This is a genomic window from Arthrobacter sp. JDC6 (assembly GCF_056484025.1).
In genome coordinates, this window is the sequence record NZ_JBWHZN010000002.1 from 1 (window position 1) to 19650 (window position 19650).

Here is a 19650-nt window from a genome sequence, read left to right on the forward strand (position 1 = left end):
GGCCTGCTGGTCAACCGGGTTCGCCACCGTCCAAGTCGCCCACACCCTGGCCGACGCCGGCCTGGAACCACGCCGGAACTACTTCGTCGTCATGGACGAACTCTGGAGGGCCCTGCGCTCCGGTGAAGGCATGGTCGACCGGGGTCGACTCCCTCACCCGTCTCAACCGCACCGAGGGCGTCGGGCAGGCCATGATCACCCACACCATGAGCGACCTCGAAGCCCTGCCCACCGAATCCGAACGGATGAAAGCGCGCGGTTTCGTCGAACGCTCCGGCATGGTCGTCTGCGGCGCCCTGCCCGGGGCCGAAATGGAAAAACTCAACAAAGCCGTCACCCTCTCCAGGGCCGAACAGGCCCGCCTCATCTCCTGGGCCGACCCGGGATCATGGACCGACGTCGGCGGCTCCCGCAAACGCGTCCGCCCGGGCCTGGGCAAATTCCTCTTCAAAGTCGGCGGCCGCCCCGGAATCCCGGTCGCACTCAAACTCACCAGCGTCGAAGAACGGCTGCACGACACCAACAAACGCTGGACGATCAACAACACCGGCGAGGGGGCGAACTGATGGGCGCACCAAGCAGCGGCAAACGCTCCCGGCTCGACACCGAAACGGTCCTGCTGTGGGTGTTAATCACGGCCGTGGTGCTTGGTGTTGGCTCGGTGACCGGCGCCGTACACCTGGGATCGATGCTCTCCCGTGATGGCCAGAAGCTGCCGGCGAACCCGTTTGAACTGGTCTTCGGCCTGATCTCCCAGAAGGTCACCTGGCCCCCGGCCGCAACCTGGGTCCTGATCGGCTTCGCTGTCATCATCATCGTCGTCTCCGTCCTGGTGGTCCGGTCGGTGCTGCGCAAACGGTCCAAACGTTCCCGGGTGGACGCCGCCGCGCAGCACATGGCCAAAGGCCGCGACCTGCGCGCCCTCAGCCTGCGCGGTGCCACCGCCACCGCCGAACGCCTCGGCGTGACAGGATCACCCGGCGTCCCGGTCGGTAAGACCGTCCTCGGCGGACAGATGGTCTACGGGTCCTGGGAAGACATGCACATCGACATCTGGGGACCCCGCACAGGCAAGACGACATCCCGGGCGATCCCGGCGATCCTCGCCGCCCCGGGAGCGGCGCTGGTGACCTCGAACAAGCGGGACATCGTCGACGGAACCCGCGACGTCCGCGCCGCCGACGGCCCCGTATGGGTGTTCGACCCGCAGTCCGTCGCCCTCGAGGAACCCACGTGGTGGTGGAACCCCCTGTCCTACGTCACCGACGAGGTGAAAGCAGCACGCCTGGCCGACCACTTCGCCGCCGGTTCCCGTGGCCCCGACGCCAAAACCGACGCCTACTTCGACCCCGCCGGCCAGGACCTCCTCGCCGGGCTCCTCCTCGCCGCCGCCCTCGACAGCCGGCCGATCACGCAGGTCCACACCTGGCTGACCCGACCGGCTGACGATGAAGCGGTGGACATCCTCAAATCCCACGGCTTCACCCAGACCGCCAACGCCGTCGGCGGCGTCATCAACGCCCCCGAAAAACAGCGCGGCGGCGTGTACGGCACGGCACTGCAGATGGCCTCCTGCCTCACCAACCGCCAAGTCGCCCGCTGGGTCACCCCGCAGGGCGACAACGACACCCGGCCGCAGTTCGACCCTGCAGCATTCGTCCGCTCCAAAGGCACCCTGTACAGCCTGTCCAAGGAAGGCAAAGGCACCGCCGGCCCGCTCGTGACCGCGCTGACCGTGGCCACTGTCGAGGCCGCCGAAGAACTCGCCGTCCACTCGCCCGGCGGCCGGCTCGCCACACCCATGGTCGGTGTCCTGGACGAAGCAGCCAACGTCTGCCGCTGGCGGGAGCTCCCGAACCTTTACAGCCACTACGGATCCCGCGGCATCGTCCTGATGACCATCCTCCAATCCTGGTCCCAAGGCGTTGAAGTTTGGGGACGCGACGGGATGCGCAAACTCTGGAGCGCCTCCAACATCAAGGTCTACGGCGGCGGCGTCGCCGAAGCCGAATTCCTCAACGAGCTTGCCCAGCTCGTGGGGGAGTACAGGTACTCCAACATGACCAGAAGCCGCTCCAAACAAGGCACCTCCTACAGCCGCGACGACGACCGCAAGGAACGCACCCTGGACGTCTCGGACCTGGCCGCCTTTCCTCGCGGCCGGGCCATCATGTTCGCCTCCGGCACCCCCGCGGCGCTGCTGGAAACGGTGCCCTGGATGAGCGGACCGCAAGCTGACGCGGTCCGGGCCTCCATCGCCGCACACGACCCCGCGAACAAGCCGGCGGTCGCGGCCGGGAACCGGTGGATCGCCGCGGGCGCCTCACATGAGTGAGGGCCTGGGGGAGTGGGACGAAGAGCCGGACGACAATTCGGCCGGCGCGACGGAGTCGACCGAGGAGGACGCGCAAGCTCCTGAGTTGTTCTACCCGAATGTCGCCGAATTCGTCAGCAACAAGCTGGCCACGAGCTACCGCCGGCAACTGAACGTCCAAGGCGGGGTGACCTGGTGCCCGCAATGGTGGAAGCACGCCGAAGCCATTAGCCGCCTCGAAGCGCTCTGGCGCGCCTGGGAATTCCTGCGCCTGGACGGCACCACGGGGATGAGCGTCTGGTGGCGCGACCACGCAGACCACCACATGTCCGTCCTGCTCTCAACAGACGGCCCATTTAAAGGCTGCACCCCGGACGAAGGCCACCGCTCCAAACTCGCCCCGCTGCCCTGCGAGGAACCACCCGCAGGGCTGTTCTAAACCGGCTGTTTCCAACGCTCAAGGTGACCTCGCGAGCTGTCCACAGTTGGGGTCAATCCGGGTTATCCACGGCTGAAAACCGGGAGCCACCAGGAAAGCTCCCTCAGCAGAAGTAGCGGTGGATAACCCACCAGGATTGTCCCCCGCCTGCGGGCAGCGGAAAAGCAGTCCAGACGGGTTCTGAACCGGAGCGCCGATTTACCGGACGTGGATGCTTACCCCGGCCATTCGCTGGTCCAAGTCCGCCGGTAGCGAAAGGCTTCGTCAGGCGTGGCTTTCCTCGTCTAACTGTCGGAGCCTGCCGGTACGGTAGGTGCTACGCCCGGAGTCACGTCCGATGACCTGGAGAAGAAAGGCGCCGCATGAGTGAGTTCGAGGGGCTTCCTGCCCGCGGAGTGGTGTTCTGGCCGGTTGGTACCGGAGACAGCACCACGGTGGTAGTTGACGATCTGGTCGTGATGCAGGTTGACATTCACGATATGGCGAAGGCGGACGATGATGACACACCCGAGGTTGCGGTGGTGGACCGTCTTGTCGAGGCGCTCCCAGCGGTCGGGGGCAAGCCTTATCTCGCGACGTTTGTACTAACCCATGCCGACAAGGACCACTGCCTGGGTTTCGCTGACCTCCTGCAGCAGGTGACGATTGGGGAGTTGTGGGCGACACCGCGCCTCTGGCGCGAGTACAACGACCCTGACGCTCCGGAGCTGTGCAGCGACGCTGTTGCGTTCCGTGAGGAGTCGGAGCGGCGAATCGAGGCCACGATGAAGGCCGTGAGCGCTGGTGGCGTCCCGGCGAGTGGCGATCGAATTCGTGTTGTCGGCTATGACGATGAGCAAAGCTCGCATGCCTACAGCGAGTTGCCCGAAGAATATCTGGCCTGGCCCGGCCAGTCGCTGACGATGCTTGATGGAAACGAGTGCGCCGGCGTGTTCGAGGCGTTTATCCACGCCCCCTTTAGGGACGACGCAGCCGCCGCTCGAAACGAGACCTCTCTGTCGATGCAGGTTACGTTGACGGACGAAACGGGTGTTGATGGGAAAGTGCTGCTGTTCGGCGACCTTGCCCATGACACGATCATGAAGGTCTTCGATTACAGCGAGTACTACAACCGTGAGCAGTACCTCGCGTGGGATTTGCTGCTGGCACCGCATCATTGCTCCAAGCGGGTGATGTACAAGAGGGATGCCGAGGGCACGGAGCAGCTCCAGATGGATGTGCTCAATGCATTCGAGCGCAACGCACGTCCTGGCGGGACCGTTGTGTGTAGCAGCGCGGTGTTCCCGGATGTAGACGTCGACGGGAACAATCCTCCGCACAAGATGGCGGCTGACCGATACGCGGAGATCTCCGATGAGGTCATCTGCACAATGTCATGGGTGGATGAGGGAGCGCCCTCCCCGGTTGTGTTTGGTGTCGATGCGGCTGGTGCCCGCATCATCCGCGGCGACCTCGTCAAGTCGGCAGCATCCGAGGCCGCGGCAGAACTCGCAGCATCGGCAGTCGGCCGGCGGTTCGCTGCCGTCACCGCGGCCGCCGTAGCGGTGGCGAACAAGATTCCGCGGTCGGCTGCGGCCACCACGGTCGTTGCTGGCCCCGAGCGGGTAGACGCGGCCGTGACCTCTGACCGGGGCGGCCGGCATGCACCGGAGACGCCGGTCGGGTTCGGTCGTTGAGCGAACTCGCGCAACGGCAGCTTACCGAACTTGCGGAAATCAGCGACGGTGCTATCCAGCTGCTGGGAACTGTAACCGAGAGCGGCCTGACCACTCTCACGGTCTCGCTCGACACGTCAGGGATCGAGACCGCCAATGGCGGAATCCGGTTGCGCGCACGGGAACGGTTCGAAATCATCGTCGGCCCGTCCTTCCCCGACTTGCACCCGGACGTCAACGTCGCGCATCGACGGTGGGCAGGAACACCCCACGTCCAATGGGGACGCCACCTCTGCCTGTACGCGGCACCTTCCGTGGAATGGAACCCGGCCGACGGAATGCGCGGGTTGATCGCAAGACTAAATCTGTGGCTTCAACGCGCTGCAGCCGGCGAGCTGGACCCGGCTGGACGGCCACTGCACCCACCAGTCGCATACCACTCATACAAGCACGGCTGGGTCGTTGTCCGCCCGGACTTGGGAGATCTTGTGCCCTGGACAAACGCCGGACCAGAACGAGTGAAACTCCTCTACGCATGGTGCGCGAAACGCGGTAAGCGGATTGACGTCCTCGAATGGCTTACCAGGCAACAGATCATTGACCGGCTCGTTGCAGACGACCTGCGCGCGCAGGGCGAGAACGGCGTAGCGTACTTCGCTGCGCCGCTCGTGCTGATCAGCGACACCCTCGAAATGGAGTACCCAACCACGGCTGCACTCCTCGCAGGCGCCCTCGACACCTACGGCCTCAACCGCGACGAACTCCTACGGGTCCTCGTCAACGCCCGGATAATCAACAAAGCCATCGGCGTGACACTTGAGGGCGATGACGCCGTACCGGCGATGATGCTGCTGGGGACACCCGCGCGCCGCCTCGAACCGGGAGTACTCCTCGCGCATATCACAGCCTGGCATCTTGATGACCTCGGCGCGGACATCACCGACCTACTCCAAGAGGTCAGTCCAGAGCACGTTGAGCTCGCCGCACGGGTGCGAAAATTGGCCCATGACTGGCTCGGCTTCGCCAGGCTGCAGTGGATGGTCATCCACGAAGCCCGCCCAGAAGTGACGCGGCGTCGAGATGCCGGCTCACCTCTCCAGTGGCTGGCCGGCAAAAGGGTACTGGTGCTGGGTTGCGGAGCCCTCGGAGCACCGATCGCTGAACAATGCATCCGGGCAGGAGTCGCGCAGCTCCATGTGATTGACAAGGGAGCAGTCACACCCGGAATCCTCCTCCGGCAGCCATACGAAGACGCGGACATCGGCTACAACAAGGCCGAACGCCTCGCGACCCGGTTGTCTCGAATCCGGCACGACCTGACAGTGACAAGCTCAAGCGCGAACATCGTGACAGGGACACTTACCGACCCTGCAGACCTGCTCCAGTACGATCTCATCGTCGACGCAACAGCTGACATCGGTGTTCGCGTCGGTATTGAACGAGCCCGTGGAGCCATCCGCGCCGAGTGGCCGGCGACCATCAGTGCGCTGTTCGGGCACACAGCACAACGTGGTGTGGCCACAATCTCCCTGCCGGGAGCGACCGGAAGCGGCCACGACATCCTCCGCCGCCTTTCCATCGATACCGCTATCACGGCACCTGCCGGATGGAAGGACCTCGCCGACGATCTCTTCCCAAATCCGCCACGAACCGAGCGGTTCTTCCCCGAACCGGGCTGCTCCGCCCCCACGTTCACTGGTTCCGCCGCAGAGACAGCAGCACTTGCCTCAGCGCTACTCGTCTCCGCGGTCTCAGTCCTTGCCAGCACGGACGCTGAACCCATGACCGCAATTGGCTGCGACCTCTCCCCTGAAGTGAGGGGCCCGCGACCCGTACGCCTCGGGTGGAGAAATGACGTGATCCTCCCAGACAAGACCGGAAATTATGAGGTCCGCATTAACGCTCGCGCCCTAGCGGAGTTGCGCACAGAAACCCGTCGTGGGCGCAGAGTCCGCGGCGGACGGATCGAAACTGGCGGGATGCTGCTGGGGAGTTTTGACGAAGCGACGCAGACGGTCCTCATCGACACGGTCGCAGGTCCTTCACCGGACAGCCACCTTTCGGCTGCATACTTCGATCACGGTACAGAAGGAACACAAGAAATCGTTACCTCCCTTAGCACCGCCACTGCGAATCGGGTCGGGTTTGTGGGCATGTGGCACACGCATCCTTACGGAGTCGCCTCCCCCAGCGACAGGGACGAGGAAGGCATGGCCGACATCGTCGCGATGGACGGTGGCAGCCGCCGTGCGCTAATGCTCATCCTCGGGGGTAATGCTCCTATTTGGGAGGGTTGGCTCGATAGCGGGACCCTGCCCAACATTTACGCCCGGGTGATCAATCGGAACCCCGCCAGCCGACAGGAGGGAATGGTCGCGCCGTTCCTCACCTCTTCGGGTGCCTGGTTCCCTGGGGGATATACCTATCCAACAGGGCAATTCCCTACGGGTGCCGGAGAACGCGCAGGGATCGGCAGGGACCAATGAGCCCGAGGATTGGACTCGCGTTGTCTGGGGGCGGCTTTCGCGCAACAGCGTTCGGCCTCGGCAGCCTACGAGCCCTTCACGATCGCAATCTTCTTCCCCAGGTGACTGTCGTTTCGGGCATCAGTGGGGGGAGCCTCCTCGCTGCGATGTGGGCTTACGGACCGGAACGATTCGATGAGTTTGACGACTCCGTCACTACGCTCCTGCGTGGGGGACTCCAAACTGAGCTTGCTCGACGTGCCTTCACGCCACGGGCAGCGGGGCGTGCAATCGCCAGCGCTGTCCGGGCACTTGCCTCGAAGGAGGGGCGCTCCTATTCCCGCACTGATGCACTCGTCGATGCCCTGTCGTCGCGTAATTTCGGAGCCAAGCTCATCACTGATGTGACCCATGCAGGCATCGAGACCGTGATTTCGTCCACAGACATGAGAACCGGTAACGCAGTGCGATTCGGCAGCGCTCTCAGCGCATCTTCGCCGTTCGGGACAATCCTCGATGAGGTAACTGTTGCGGAAGCAGTCGCAGCCTCAGCGGCGTTCCCAGTTTTACTTCCCGCTTTGTGCCGAAGTTACGAATTCCTTGGTAGAGACGGTGATCGACGTAGCGAGCGATTGTCTTTGACCGACGGTGGTGTATACGACAACCTTGGCCTTGCTCCCTTACTCCCTGGCCGCTCAACCAAGTACAGTTCCCACGTATTCGATCTCGATTACATTGTCGCCGTCGACGCCGGACGCGGACGTACTGAGCGTTCCGCGGCTCGATTCATGGCCGGCAGGCTCGCCCAAAGTTTTGACATCACACACACAAAATCTCAGGACTCTGCCCGAAGCCGGATTCACTTGGCCCGCGAGCACGCGGAGGTAAAGGGCATTGTTCACGTCTACCTCGGCATGCGAGATGAGCGGCTGCCAATGCCCTTGGCGGACCTCGTCCCACGCGCAAGAGTCCAAAATTATCCGACGAACTTCGCTCCAATGAGGGATGTTGATTTGGACGCCATTGCGATCCGCGGGGAACAGCTCACTCGGACGCTGCTCAACAACTACACCCCCGACCTTGGAGGATAGTTTGCTACCCCTAGCTGCTTGTTCCCGTTCCTTGTTCCCGCGGCCGTAGACCTGCCCGGGGCTGCTGGGTGTCGGACCAGCGGAGTTTGTGCCAACAGTTTCTGCACAAAACAGAGAGATCGGGCATCCCTTGGGCAGGAGGGTTCGCCAGCGTAACCGTCCGGTTGGAATCTAGACCCTTCCGTCGAAGTGTGCCAATTGGCTGGTCGGGGCCCTATTCTGACGCTTTTGTCCTTGCTGCCTGACGTCAGGTTGGGGTGTAGTTCAGTCTGATCGGAGTTCTGAAGGACCGCGTAGCGCAAGAACTGCAGTAGGAGATGTAACTAGCCGTTGTTGACAACAGCGTGGCCAAAACAGGCATAATGGATAGGCCCTCTGTTTAAACCGATGAGTCGGAACTGGCCGATAAGAACCATATGTCGTCTAGTACTCTGCGAATACCACCAGATGAATCAATCTGAAACATGCGGTTTTCCGGTTTGCCACATGAAATGGATCTCTGCCCGCAACCTGAAGTACATGACGGCGATCGTGCGCGCCTGGGAATCATTGCGACAACGTAGCAAGTGCCACAGCTTGTGGCACATTTGCGGTCGGAGCCACATCCGCACCGTTCTCGACTAGGGCGTGTCTCCTAAATTCAAGTTGGTTTAGCCGGGATGCTTGATGGGTGTCGCGTACTTCTGTTTTGACCGATGGGCAGTGGGCCCGCATCCAGCCGTTGTTGCCGTCCTCTGATGGTCGTCGGGGTCGTCCTTTCCGGGATGACCGGCGCGTGGTCGAGGGCATCATTTACCGGTATCGGTGCGGGATCGCGTGGCGGGATGTGCCTGCCGAGTTCGGTCCGTGGCAGACCATTTGGAAGCGTCACCGTCGCTATAGCGGTGACGGAACGTGGGACAGCATCCTGGCTGCATTGCTGACGGTCGCGGACTCTCAGGGTGAAGTGGATTGGTCGGTCTCGGTCGATTCGACGGTGAACCGTGCCCACCAGCACGGCACCAACCTGCCGCGCACCACAGGGGGCCGGTTCGAATTACATGAATCTGTTTGCTGAGCCGGACGATCATGCGGTTGGACGGTCCCGGGGCGGATTGAGCACCAAGATTCACGCCTTGGTTGATGGCAAAGGCAGGCCCTTGGTTCTGCTAGTCGCTCCGGGCCAGGGCGGGGACGCGCCGATGTTCGCCCACCTCATGAACCAGCTGAAGATCAACCGGGCGGGTCAGGGCAGACCCAGAACCCGCCCGGACCGCGTCCGCGGTGACAAGGCCTACTCCTCGAGAGCGATCCGAACCCACCTCCGCGACCGCGGTATTACCGCAGTCATCCCGCAACCGTCCGACCAGATTGGCCACCGAAAGCGACGAGGTTCCACCGGTGGCAGGCCGCCTGCCTTCGACAAAGAGGACTACAAGGGCCGAAATGTCGTCGAACGAAACTTCAACATCTTCAAGCAATGGCGGGCCCTGGCGACCCGCTATGACAAGCTCGCCCTGACTTACCGCGGCGGAGCAGTTCTCCGGGCAATCATCATCTGGCTGACAGCTTTAGGAGACACGCCCTAGCGAACGAGGAAGAATTCCTGCGCAGCGTTCGATCGTGTGAATCACGGGGCCGGGTAAGGATGAAAGCGGTGGCGGCGTCCTGGTTGGGCGTTCACCGGCCCAGCTCTTGATGTTGCAATAGCTCGAGGGCGCCGCAACTATCCGTCAGGGACAGTTCAAGCCGTTCCGATTCGGGGTAGCGCACCACAGGGTTCTCGCCGCCCCATATCTGTACCGACTGGTCTGGGCCCCACTGCGGCCATCCCGGGTTTCCGGTTGCGGCGAAGCGGGTCCATGCGCTGCGCATCCGGATGCCGGATTCGATCACTGAGTCAGTTGGCTCCGGGATCAGCGCTCCCATTCCGGTGTCCAGGGTGTTGAAGGTCAAGGGCAAGTCAATGGCGTGCGGGGAGCCCATGCCCCCTACCGGGTCGATGCACAGCTCGTAGACGAACACGTGTCCCCCGGCGTCGGCGCCGGCCATGGCAGCCTGCAGTGTAGGGGCGAGGAACAGGTAGTCGGTATTGACCTTTTCGTAGAGCTCCCCGGGTTCTGCTTGCGGCATAATGGCGCGGTAGCCGTCGGCGTCTCCGTTGGGTGCGAAGATGTGCAGGGCGGTGTCCGCTTCTTCCGTGGTGATGCTAAACCGCTTTTGTTGGGCGGTGAAAAGACGGTATTCGTCGCGGGTATGGCCGGTGATTATGGGTATTTCGCGGGCGGCGCCATTTCGAAGCGCCGTCCATGGGTCCTCCGGCATCGTGTCTCCGTCCACGATCGGCCCAAAGATCGGCCCAAACGACGAGGAAGTGTAGGCGAGGGTACCCCATTCGTCGGCGCGGTTTCCCATGGTGCTGATGACCAGCCGCGTTGCGTCGGCCAGCGTCTGAGGAGTCAACGTCGCAAGGGTGCGTGCATCTGCTGTTCCTTCGATGCCGGCTGCGGCGGCGACGGCCTGGGTGACCGAGTGCGCGAGTGGTGGGGAGACGAACATCCGAGGAATACTCTGGGCGATGGCCCGATGGAACAGATTGCGGGCGCGTGGCATGGTTAGCAGGGCCAGGACACATCCGGCGCCTGCGGATTCTCCGAAGATTGTGACCTTTTGCGGGTCACCTCCGAAGCCGGCAATGTTGTCCCGCACCCATTCCAGTGCCGCGATCTGGTCGAGGATCCCGCGGTTGGAAACGGCGCCGTCGATCTGTCCGAAGCCGTCCACACCCATCCGGTAGTTCACGGTGACAACCAGGACGCCCTCGCGGACCAGTGCGGTCCCGTTGTACGCCCGTTCTGAACCTGCCCCGGCGAGGTAGGCTCCGCCGTGGAACCACACCATGACCGGCAATGCCTCTGGAGCTGCACTCGGGGCCCAGATGTTGAGGGTCAGACAGTCAGGTGCCGGATCGGTTGACGGCGGGATCTCCGAGCCAGGCAGTTGCAGGCCCTGGGGCGCCGGGGGCCCGTACGAGGAGGCATCGCGAACAGAGCTCCATGGAGTAGGGGCCTGGGGCGGTGCGAATCGGTGCCGGCCCCAGGGCGGCGCGGCGTAGGGGATCCCGAGCCAACTGCGCACCCCGTCATCTTCACGGCCTTGGACTGGACCTGTTTGAGTTAGCACCGGGTTGAGCATGGAACCGACCTTTCATAATTTGCAGAGAATATTTCTGCATTCAAGAGAATGACTGAAAATGTGACGTTCGTCAACCCCTCTGACATGAAAATTAGGTGAGTGCGGTGGGGTGCGTGGGGTGAGCGGTGTTATCCGGTCTGTTGCAGGGGTTCGAGAATGACTTGATAGCCGAGGGATTCTAGTTGTCTGACGGCCCGGGCCATGGTTTTAACGGGTGTCTGCCGGGTGAAGTAGTCGGCGCCGGGGTCGTTGTAGAGTTCGCCGGTGGTGAGCATGTGCCACGCTGCGGTGAGGATGGAGTGTTCGACGGCGACGAGGGCTTTGGCGGGTCCGCGCCGGGAGGCAATGCGCCGGTATCTGGCACCGAGGTAGGTGTTCTTCGATTTCGCGCAGGACAGAGCAGCGATGCCCAGGGCACCTTTGAGGTACCGGTTGCCGGGCCGTGTTTTGGTGGATTTGACCCGTCCGGCGGATTCGTTGGATCCCGGGGAAGTACCGGCCCAGGATGCCAGCTGCCCTGCGGTGGCGAATGCGCTCATGTCGGCGCCGGTTTCGGCGATGAAGATTTCCGCGATGGTGGTGCTGAACCCCGGGATGCTCACGAGGAGCTCCCGGGCGAAACGAAAGGGCTCCATCGCCGCCTCGATCCTGGCGCTGAGGTCGTTGATATCGGCGGTGTGGGCATCAATCCGGTGCAGATAGAGTCCGGTCATGTAGCGGTGGTGTTCGGTGAACCGGCCGTTGAGGGCTTGGGTGAGTTCAGGGATTTTGGACCGCAGCCGGCGTTGGGCCATCTCTGCCAGGGCCGCGGGGTCGGTCTGCCCGTCGATGAGTGCTTGGAGGATCAGTCGTCCGGAGACCCCGGTGATGTTCGAAGCTACCGAGGATAGTTTGATGCAGGCGTCCTCGAGGAGTTTCTCCAGGCGCTGGATTTCCCGGGTCCGTTCCTGAGTGATGATGGTCCGGGCCCGGGTCAGGTCCCGCAGTTCACGGATCGGAGGCGGGGGCACGAAGGAGGCCCGGACCAGCCCGTGGGCGCCCAGGTCGGCAAGCCAGGCAGCGTCGGAAACGTCGGTTTTGCGGCCCGGGACGTTCCTGGCGTCATGGGCATTGACCAGGATGATGTTCAGTCCGTCGTCTTCAAGCAGGTAGTAGAAGGGGCGCCAGTAATCACCGGTGGCCTCCATGACCACCAGATCCACGTGCTCGTCCAGGAGGTGTTCCTTTAGCCCCAGGATCTGCCCCGTCATCGAACCCCAGGTCGTGATGGTGGATGTGGTGGACCGGCCGCCGCGGCCCTGGATGCGGACACAGACCTTCGCGTCCTTCTTTGAAATATCGACACCCGCGCAGCGCGGGTGAATGACCTCCATGAGAGCTCACCCTTCCTCGAACAGTCCAACAGATGGCGTCTGTGTCCCGGGGAAGGCGGATAAACAACAAATCTGACATTCGTGCTCAACGGCAACATTCCACGGTCCCGCGGACAAAAGCTGCGCCCTCCACCACCAAACTCACTTACAGGCTCACCGGCACTAAAGAGAGACCGGGGTCGACCGGAACACACTCTTCAGTCTGCTCCGGCAGCCCCGACACCGCAAAGGTTCCCCACAGCAGTACATTTTCGGCCCCCACGGCGGAGCGAAAGCGCCCCTGAGAAACTCACTTCAGAGAGAGGAGCATAGGCCGAGTCAATGGCCATTTTCGGGTGAGTCAGAATCACGGGCGGCCTCTTCGCCCCTGTCCAACTTCCGAATCGAGGCCATCTCTCCCGCGGTGAGCGAGAAGTCGAAAACGGATAAGTTTTCTTTGAGCCACAGAGGGTCGGATGCTTGCGGGATGGGGACGATGTCCTGTTGGACATGCCACCGCAGCAGGACTTGGGCTGGAGATTTGTCCAGGCGCTGAGCGATCTCGATGATCAGCGGATTCGCCCGCAGACCGGAGGACCGACCGATAGGACTCCAGGCTTCGGTGACTATTCCCAATAACCTGTGGACAGCGCGCGGCTCAGTCCGGGCAAGGTCGGGGCTCAGTTGGATCTGGTTTACGTCCGGAACTACTCCCGTTGCATCGATAATGTCCTTCAGGTGGGCTGGTTTGAAATTTGAAACTCCAATGGCTTTTACACGGCCCTCCTCCAGCAACTTCACAAGGCCCTTCCAGGCGTCCACGTACTTGCCCAAGGCCGGAACCGGCCAGTGACACATGAACATGTCCAGATGGTCAAGGCCGAGTTTGCGCAGGCTCTCGTCGTAGGCGCGCTGCACTCCATCGATGCTGTGGGACTCTTTGTTGAACTTGCTGGAAATAAATAATTCGGATCGGGGGACGCCGGCGGTGCGGATGCCCCGGCCGACTGCTTCTTCGTTTCTGTACTGGAACGCGGTGTCGACCAGGCGGTAACCGCTCTGCAGTGCGAAACGCACCGCAGTTTCGCACTCGTCTTCCAGCATCGGCCAGGTTCCGAGGCCAAGCCGGGGAATGGTGTGTCCGTGCGGCAATTTCAGCCGGGGAATGTCCGAAGCAGTGGTGTCAGTCGTTTCAGTTGTCATCGGGCACCTTTTTCTCGGGAGCTTCAAGCTGAGTTTGTTGGAGCGGCCTGCCTGGACCTGATTCTGTTGGCGCGATCTGCGCTGGAAGGTCTTTTCTGCGGATACTTCCAGCTGCTGGAAGGGTCATGAGGACGCCGGCCGTGACCAGCGCTGCGGCAACAGGGACCACGCTGACCAGCAGTGCCATCACAAACGGTGTTAGGAAGAGCGCTGAAGCCCGTACCGTGCCAGTCAGGGAGAGAGCATCCCCGCGTTCTTCCGGGTGCACTTCATCTGCAGCTATGGCCGGTCCGACAGTCTGGAGGATCCCGGCACCAACGCCGGAAACAGCGAGGGCGGCGGCGGCGGCAACTGCGGCGCCGGCCAGTGGCCCCGCCGCGGCCAAGCCCGTCCCCGTGGCCAGGAGGCCCGTGAGAAGGGACGTCCTGTTTCCCCGCCTGCGCAGCCAGCTCGCAGATGCACTTCCGGCCAGGACGGCAGCGTTGGGTATGGCTACCAGGATTCCGATGACGGCGACGGGTTGGCCGGCAAGGGAGAGCACGATGGGAACGTAGGAGTCCAAGAGGCTCTTCCAGGCGCCCGCTCCAGCGTTCATCCAGCAGGCGGCATCGACGCCAGGGCGCCGCCAGAGGCCTCGCGCCATTATTCCGCCTGTGGCATGCTCCGGAGCGAACACAGGAAGCCTAGTCAGAAGGGCAGCAGGGATGACGGCCGCCGATCCTGCCGCTGCCGCCACGATCAGCGGCAGCGGTGTCGAAAGTTCCCAGAGATAACCGGCAAGTGCAGGCCCCAGCAGTGCTCCGACCCCTGCGGCGAGATTCACGTCAGTCAGTCCCTTGACAGACGAGGTCGACATGCGGACGGCGTGCGTCTGGCTGCTGGTCCAGAACAAGGCTCGAGCCGAGCCCTGGACCAGCTGGGATACTACGAAAATTGCCAATGCATCTGAGACTGCGATCAGAGCGCACGAGACGGCAATCATGAGCGCTGCTCCCACGAGGAGGGCTTTGTCTGGGACCCTGCGCATCAGTGCTCCCAGGAAGATCCGGGTCACTAACTGCGAGACTGCTGCAAGTGCAACCATCATTCCGACTTCGACCGTGCTGTACCCCACGGCAATGGCCAATATCGGCACCACCACTGCCAGGGTTCCAAGGGCGAACGAGAACAATACCGTCGCGGCAATGCTCAGGATTCTGTCAGCGCCGGACAGGCCCACGGTCTGGCCTTTGCAGGATGATGGCACGCCGCCCTTGGGTCGGAGTCCGGTTAGAGAGCCGGCACGGCGATTTCTGCGCCGTGCCGGGCTTACCCGCGGACATGTTCGAGATAGGTGTTTGCTTCTTCCAGACCGACAACATCGCCGTATTTGTTGTCAATGTCGAAAAGGCTGGCGAGGTGCGGCAGTTCGGCCCGGTCTCCGACGCCCTCCTCAACAACGATGGTGTGGAATCCGTAGGAACATGAATCCACGGCGGTAGCCCGGATGCATCCGCTGGTGGTGCCGCCGATGAGGATCAGCGTATCGATGCCTTTGGACACCAGACGGGCCGCGAGATCGGTGCCGAAAAAGCAGGATGCATACTTTTTCACGAGCAGCATTTCATTGTTTTGGCGCTCGAGCCTGTCGTCGAGTTCCACCCATTCGCTTCCCTCAACCAACCAGCTGTTGGACGGGATTTTCCGGATCCATTTACCGGCCTCCTGCAGGTCGGTGTCGTACGCGACAGTTGAAAAGATGATCGGAACGCCAGCGCCCCGAGCTCTTCCAAGAAGTTCCTGGGCTGCCTTTAGCTGTTCGTCAAGGTCTCCGGCCAAGGGCGATCTTGAATCCGTGAATCCGCGGATCATGTCAACCACCAGAAGCGCCGGGCGGCTCCCGAAACCGATCCTTCCGCCCAGTCCCTTTTCCTTGAATTGGGACCTTAACCTCTGGTATTCCTCTCGGGCAGCAGTCGCAGACATGCTTTCCCCTTTCTTAGAGCGTTTCAGTACTCAGACACGTAGGCAAGCGGGCGTGCAGGCCCCCTGGGGCTAGACCTTGTTGCCCAGCCGCCGTTCGACTGCCCACAGGGCGAGGTTCCCGGCCAGTGCGATCGCAGCGAGGAGCACGATGATGCCGTACATGGTTGGCAGGTCCAGCATGCCGTAGGCCCGCAGCGCCAAAAGCCCGAGACCGGCACGCGCAGCGAAGAATTCGGCGATGATCACGTTGATGAACGCGATGCTGAAACCGATACGGATGCCAACCATGAGCGAGGGTGCCATGGCCGGAATGTATATCTTGGTCACCGTCTGCAGCGGGGATAGGCTCAGCGAGCGTGCCAGCTTGGGCAGGAGCGGGTTGATGGCGCGGACGCCTGCGGTTGTTGAGACCATGATGGGGAATACCGCTGCCAGCGCGGCCATCGCCGATTGCGCTCCCACACCCACTCCGAAAATCTGGAGAAGGATGGGAAAAAAGATTACGCGCGGGATGGCGAAGGCGCCTGCGACGATGGGATCGAAGACGGCACCGAGAAACTTGCTCCGGCCAATGGCATAGCCCAGTGGAAAGCCTATGGCAGCAGCGATGAGGAAACCGATAGCCACCGCCTGCAAGGTCGCGTTGAGGTGCCGGTAAATGGAGCCATCGGCGAAGCGCTTCGCCAGCGCGTTGAGCGAGTCAGTGGGCGAAGCGACGAGGTCACTTATGGAAGACAGCAGTGCCCACAGGAGCACCAAGGCCACCAACACGGCAGCACGCCACACGTTGTCCCGGATGACCCTGGATCTGTTCGCACTCTGTTGAGTGGTGACTGTCGGCAACGAAGGAATCGTTACATCGGTACTCACAGCATGTCCCTTCTGATGCGTTTCTCCAGCCAGGTAAGCACGCTGTTGACCAGTACGCTGAGGACGATGACAACAGCGATATAGGCCCACATGTCTGCTGTGTTCAGTTCCCGGTAGTAGAAGCCGGCGCGGAAGCCGACTCCTTGGGACGCGAGGATGAACTCCATGGCAACGGTGCCGATGACGGCGTAGATAAATCCGAGCTTCACGCCCGGGAAAATAAGCGGCGTCGCCGCCGGAAAGAGAACTTTTAAGTAGTACTGCCGCGGGGAGGCGCTGACCGAATTGGCGAGCTTGTGAAGAATAGGCTTGATGGCGTTCAGGGCAACCATCGTGGTCAGCGCAATTGGAATCAGGGACATCGATGCGGCTATAACGATGATCGGTCCCGCGTTGAGTCCCATCACGGCCAAAAGAACCGGATAAAACAACAAAGTGGGCATTGCATAGCCGGTGACGATGAAGGGCTCAAGGATGCGCCCTGCAGCCGGTACCCGCCACAAGAAAACCCCGAGCGGGACTCCCAGCACAAGTCCGATGGTGAACGCCACCAGAATGGTAGTAAGGGTTCGGGCTGCGTCCTGGCCAAACTGTTCCGTCGGGACGATCGAGGCCAGCCGGGTCAGAATCTCCGATGGTGGCACCATGAGGGACCGGCTGATCATGCCGGTTCTGGTAGTGAGCTCAAGGACAACGACAAGCGTCACAATGATTGCCCAAACGACCAGCGATGAACGCGGTACCATAGCGGCCTTTTGCTTGGCCGGCACGGCCGGGGTCTTCTCCAGAACGCTCACGCCAGCCGCGCCCCTGGTCCCAACGTTTTCTCCGCCTCAACCTTTACCAGCGCCCAGAGGTGGTCTTCCAACTCACGGAACCTTGGCAGCGCGTGGGTTCCCTCCGGCCGGGGCCGTGGCAGATCGATGGTTACCACCTCTTTGACAACGGAGGGCCTGGCTGACATGACCCAAACCTCGTCGGAAAGGTACACGGCTTCCTGGATATCGTGGGTGATGAACAGGACTCTATTGCGTGTCTTTTCCCAGATACGGAGCAGTTCCCGGCCGATGAACTGCCGGGTCTGCTGGTCCAAGGCGCCAAAAGGCTCATCCATGAGCAGGACGCGCGGCTCCATGGCCAAGGCCCGTGCGATCGCAACACGTTGCTTCATTCCTCCGGAAAGCTGGCCGGGGCGGTGGTCCTCGAAACCGGTGAGCCCGACAAGTTCGATCATGCGGCGGGCGCGCTCATGGCGCTCCGCTTTCGGGACGCCTTTGACCTCGAGGCCGAAAGCGACATTGTCCAGGACCGTGCGCCAGTGCAGGGTGGAGTCTTCTTGGAACACCATGGCAGTGTCCCGCCGGGGGCCGGTCACGCTTTCACCGTTTATGCTGACCGAACCCTGCGTGGGCTTCAGCAGGCCGCCGACCATGTCAAGCAAGGTGCTTTTTCCGCAGCCGCTGGGACCGATAACGGAAACGAATTTGCCTTCCGGTATGGCGCCCGAAACGTTAGCGACTGCGTGGGTGACTCCTGTCGCGGTGCCGAAAGTCATTCCGATATTGTCGAAAACGACGTCACTGTCGTGTCCTACTGAATCGATCGGGGATATCTGGCTCATGAAAGGAAGTTCCTCATAACGATGGCGTTCATGTCCGGTTCTTTGGTGATCTGGCCTTGTTCTTTACCGGCGGCGACGACGGCGGCCAGCTGGGCATCGGTGAAGTCCAGGCTGTAGAAGTTCTGCGAGTTCTTCAGCGCCTCAAGAGCCACCTTGGGCTCGTATTTGATTGCCTTCCCGTAGGCGTCGGCGGCCTTTTCGAGGTCGTTGGTAATCAGGTCCATCGCCTTCTTGAGCGCACGGCCCCAGCCCTTCAACGCCTCGGTATTTTCGTCGATGAAGGATCCTGTCGCGACGAGGCAGGTGTCCGACCAGTCCGTTACGTAGTCGCGGGAACGCCAGATCACCTTCGCTCCGCTTTCGGAGGCGATTTTCTCGGAAAGCGGCGAAGCCGTCCACGCTACGTCAACAACTTTCTGGGAGACGGCGGTCCACGAATCGCTCGCTGAGCCGACGCTGATAAGTTCAACGTCCTTGCCTGGGACTAAGCCAGCGGCCCGCAGCGTGCGGTCTGCGAAATACGAGGAGTTTGATCCTGGCGTGCTGACTGCCACTTTCTTGCCCCTGACATCCTCAATGGAGGTGACGGGAGAGTCGGGCAGCGCAATGAAGTCGACAGAAGCCGCCGTATAAACATTGCCGAAGATTTTTACGTCCATGCCCTTCTCGGCCGCGATAAAGACGGGAATAGTGGACGACGTACCGAAACCTATGCCGGATTCGATTCCTCGAACAGTGTCAAGCCCCCCTGGGAACTGAATATGCTCAAGGGTCAGCCCCTCTTCCTCGTAGTAGCCTTCCGTCTGGGCGATAAAGAAGGGGGCGGAATGAATAAGACTGGCCAGACCAGTAATAGCAACGTCGCCGGAATATCCCTTCTTACCCCCGCCGCTGCCGCCGCTGTCCTGGCCGCACGCCGTGAGGCCTCCCAGAAATAACGTCCCGCCCGCTGCCGCTGTGATCTTGATAAATCCGCGGCGTCCCATTGGTTCAAAACTCATTCGGCTCTCCCTCATCTTCGTGTCAGATCCGTGGTTGTACAAGTGAAACACATCACTTTACTGCTGTCCAGATAAAAGTTCTGTACAGCAGAGGCAGTGGTAGGCCTTTGTTCTTGACCACCCTGATGTCGTTCTAATGGCTTCGATGCCCGCTCTGCCGTTGCAACAACGGGGACGGTGGGTGTTCGAGCGCCGACAATCAAAGGCGGTGATGTGTCTGTAGAGGAATGGTCAGGGTCCAGCAAACGGTTGTGGTTCGAAAGCCCGCAGGGCTCACCGTCCAGGCCCGATAGTCTCTCGTCCAGGTATCGGAATGGACCGCGGTCGTCCTAGAAGACCGGCTCGCCAACGATCGGGGACGCTTCACACGCCTTGGTTGGCCCCTTCCCCAGCGAACGGGTCGGAAAACTTGGACATGACGCGGACATGACGAGACCCTGGATCGGGAGAGCCGAGGATCCGGTGGTGTGTCGACCGGTCATTGAGATTGTCACTGACTT

At 61.8% G+C, this 19650-nt stretch carries 15 protein-coding genes and 1 pseudogene; 7 read left to right on the forward strand and 9 right to left on the reverse strand.

Annotated features, from left to right (window positions below; genetic code table 11):
• Position 1: 1 nt before the first annotated feature.
• The 7 genes and pseudogenes from ACV095_RS20970 to ACV095_RS21000 all read left to right on the forward strand — a co-directional run.
• Positions 2 to 566 (forward strand): annotated as a pseudogene (locus ACV095_RS20970) (ATP/GTP-binding protein); the annotation flags it as partial.
• Positions 566 to 2335, forward strand: a complete 1770-nt coding sequence (locus ACV095_RS20975) for a type IV secretory system conjugative DNA transfer family protein (RefSeq protein ID WP_478223499.1) — start codon at positions 566 to 568, stop codon at positions 2333 to 2335. The pseudogene ACV095_RS20970 and the gene ACV095_RS20975, both read left to right, overlap by 1 nt.
• A complete protein-coding gene (locus ACV095_RS20980) occupies positions 2328 to 2753 on the forward strand; it encodes a DUF4913 domain-containing protein (protein ID WP_264963370.1) in 426 nt (141 codons plus the stop codon). Before ACV095_RS20975 ends, ACV095_RS20980 begins: the two co-directional genes overlap by 8 nt.
• 362 nt (positions 2754 to 3115) lie before the next feature.
• The gene (locus ACV095_RS20985; RefSeq protein WP_264963369.1) at positions 3116 to 4429 is read left to right on the forward strand and encodes a ComEC/Rec2 family competence protein; all 1314 of its coding nucleotides are present in this window, start codon (positions 3116 to 3118) and stop codon (positions 4427 to 4429) included.
• Positions 4426 to 6894: a ThiF family adenylyltransferase gene (locus ACV095_RS20990; protein ID WP_264963368.1), complete on the forward strand. Its 2469-nt coding sequence runs from the start codon at positions 4426 to 4428 to the stop codon at positions 6892 to 6894. The genes ACV095_RS20985 and ACV095_RS20990 overlap by 4 nt, the downstream gene beginning before the upstream one ends.
• Entirely contained in the window at positions 6891 to 7964 is a 1074-nt protein-coding gene (locus ACV095_RS20995; protein ID WP_286404973.1) for a patatin-like phospholipase family protein, read from the forward strand. The genes ACV095_RS20990 and ACV095_RS20995 overlap by 4 nt, the downstream gene beginning before the upstream one ends.
• Before the next feature lie 670 nt (positions 7965 to 8634).
• Positions 8635 to 9532, forward strand: a protein-coding gene (locus ACV095_RS21000) for an IS5 family transposase (RefSeq protein WP_152683474.1) whose coding sequence is annotated in 2 segments (ribosomal slippage) — positions 8635 to 8985 and positions 8987 to 9532 — 897 coding nt in all. Because the reading frame shifts where the segments join, the coding sequence is not laid out codon by codon here.
• Positions 9533 to 9623: 91 nt separating this feature from the next.
• Here ACV095_RS21000 and ACV095_RS21005 read toward each other — a convergent pair.
• From ACV095_RS21005 to ACV095_RS21045, 9 genes are all read right to left on the reverse strand, one after another.
• Positions 9624 to 11138, reverse strand: coding sequence for a carboxylesterase/lipase family protein (locus ACV095_RS21005; protein ID WP_286404975.1), 1515 nt, complete (start codon positions 11136 to 11138; stop codon positions 9624 to 9626).
• Positions 11139 to 11266: 128 nt separating this feature from the next.
• A complete protein-coding gene (locus ACV095_RS21010; RefSeq protein WP_011689782.1) occupies positions 11267 to 12511 on the reverse strand; it encodes an IS110-like element ISArsp3 family transposase in 1245 nt (414 codons plus the stop codon).
• A 318-nt stretch (positions 12512 to 12829) separates the two neighbouring features.
• Positions 12830 to 13693, reverse strand: coding sequence for an aldo/keto reductase (locus ACV095_RS21015; RefSeq protein WP_011689781.1), 864 nt, complete (start codon positions 13691 to 13693; stop codon positions 12830 to 12832).
• Entirely contained in the window at positions 13683 to 14912 is a 1230-nt protein-coding gene (locus tag ACV095_RS21020; protein WP_013603158.1) for an MFS transporter, read from the reverse strand. Before ACV095_RS21020 ends, ACV095_RS21015 begins: the two co-directional genes overlap by 11 nt.
• Before the next feature lie 89 nt (positions 14913 to 15001).
• Positions 15002 to 15658: an N-carbamoylsarcosine amidohydrolase gene (locus tag ACV095_RS21025; RefSeq protein WP_264963366.1), complete on the reverse strand. Its 657-nt coding sequence runs from the start codon at positions 15656 to 15658 to the stop codon at positions 15002 to 15004.
• 69 nt (positions 15659 to 15727) lie between these two features.
• On the reverse strand, positions 15728 to 16528 hold the full coding sequence (locus ACV095_RS21030) for an ABC transporter permease (protein ID WP_011689778.1): 801 nt from the start codon (positions 16526 to 16528) through the stop codon (positions 15728 to 15730).
• Positions 16525 to 17325: an ABC transporter permease gene (locus ACV095_RS21035; RefSeq protein ID WP_410869352.1), complete on the reverse strand. Its 801-nt coding sequence runs from the start codon at positions 17323 to 17325 to the stop codon at positions 16525 to 16527. Before ACV095_RS21035 ends, ACV095_RS21030 begins: the two co-directional genes overlap by 4 nt.
• Entirely contained in the window at positions 17322 to 18149 is an 828-nt protein-coding gene (locus ACV095_RS21040) for an ABC transporter ATP-binding protein (RefSeq protein ID WP_011689776.1), read from the reverse strand. Before ACV095_RS21040 ends, ACV095_RS21035 begins: the two co-directional genes overlap by 4 nt.
• Positions 18146 to 19150 (reverse strand): ABC transporter substrate-binding protein, encoded by a 1005-nt coding sequence (locus tag ACV095_RS21045; RefSeq protein ID WP_011689775.1) that lies wholly within the window; start codon positions 19148 to 19150, stop codon positions 18146 to 18148. Before ACV095_RS21045 ends, ACV095_RS21040 begins: the two co-directional genes overlap by 4 nt.
• Positions 19151 to 19650 lie beyond the last annotated feature (500 nt).

Bases quoted from the DNA above. Each gene is read 5' to 3' on its own strand.
- ACV095_RS21025 (WP_264963366.1), bottom strand. From the start codon at position 15,658: ATGTCTGCGACTGCTGCCCGAGAGGAATACCAGAGGTTAAGGTCCCAA.
- ACV095_RS21005 (WP_286404975.1), bottom strand. From the start codon at position 11,138: ATGCTCAACCCGGTGCTAACTCAAACAGGTCCAGTCCAAGGCCGTGAA.
- ACV095_RS20995 (WP_286404973.1), top strand. From the start codon at position 6,891: ATGAGCCCGAGGATTGGACTCGCGTTGTCTGGGGGCGGCTTTCGCGCA.
- ACV095_RS21015 (WP_011689781.1), bottom strand. From the start codon at position 13,693: ATGACAACTGAAACGACTGACACCACTGCTTCGGACATTCCCCGGCTG.
- ACV095_RS20975 (WP_478223499.1), top strand. From the start codon at position 566: ATGGGCGCACCAAGCAGCGGCAAACGCTCCCGGCTCGACACCGAAACG.
- ACV095_RS20980 (WP_264963370.1), top strand. From the start codon at position 2,328: ATGAGTGAGGGCCTGGGGGAGTGGGACGAAGAGCCGGACGACAATTCG.
- ACV095_RS21045 (WP_011689775.1), bottom strand. From the start codon at position 19,150: ATGAGTTTTGAACCAATGGGACGCCGCGGATTTATCAAGATCACAGCG.
- ACV095_RS21040 (WP_011689776.1), bottom strand. From the start codon at position 18,149: ATGAGCCAGATATCCCCGATCGATTCAGTAGGACACGACAGTGACGTC.
- ACV095_RS21010 (WP_011689782.1), bottom strand. From the start codon at position 12,511: ATGGAGGTCATTCACCCGCGCTGCGCGGGTGTCGATATTTCAAAGAAG.
- ACV095_RS20985 (WP_264963369.1), top strand. From the start codon at position 3,116: ATGAGTGAGTTCGAGGGGCTTCCTGCCCGCGGAGTGGTGTTCTGGCCG.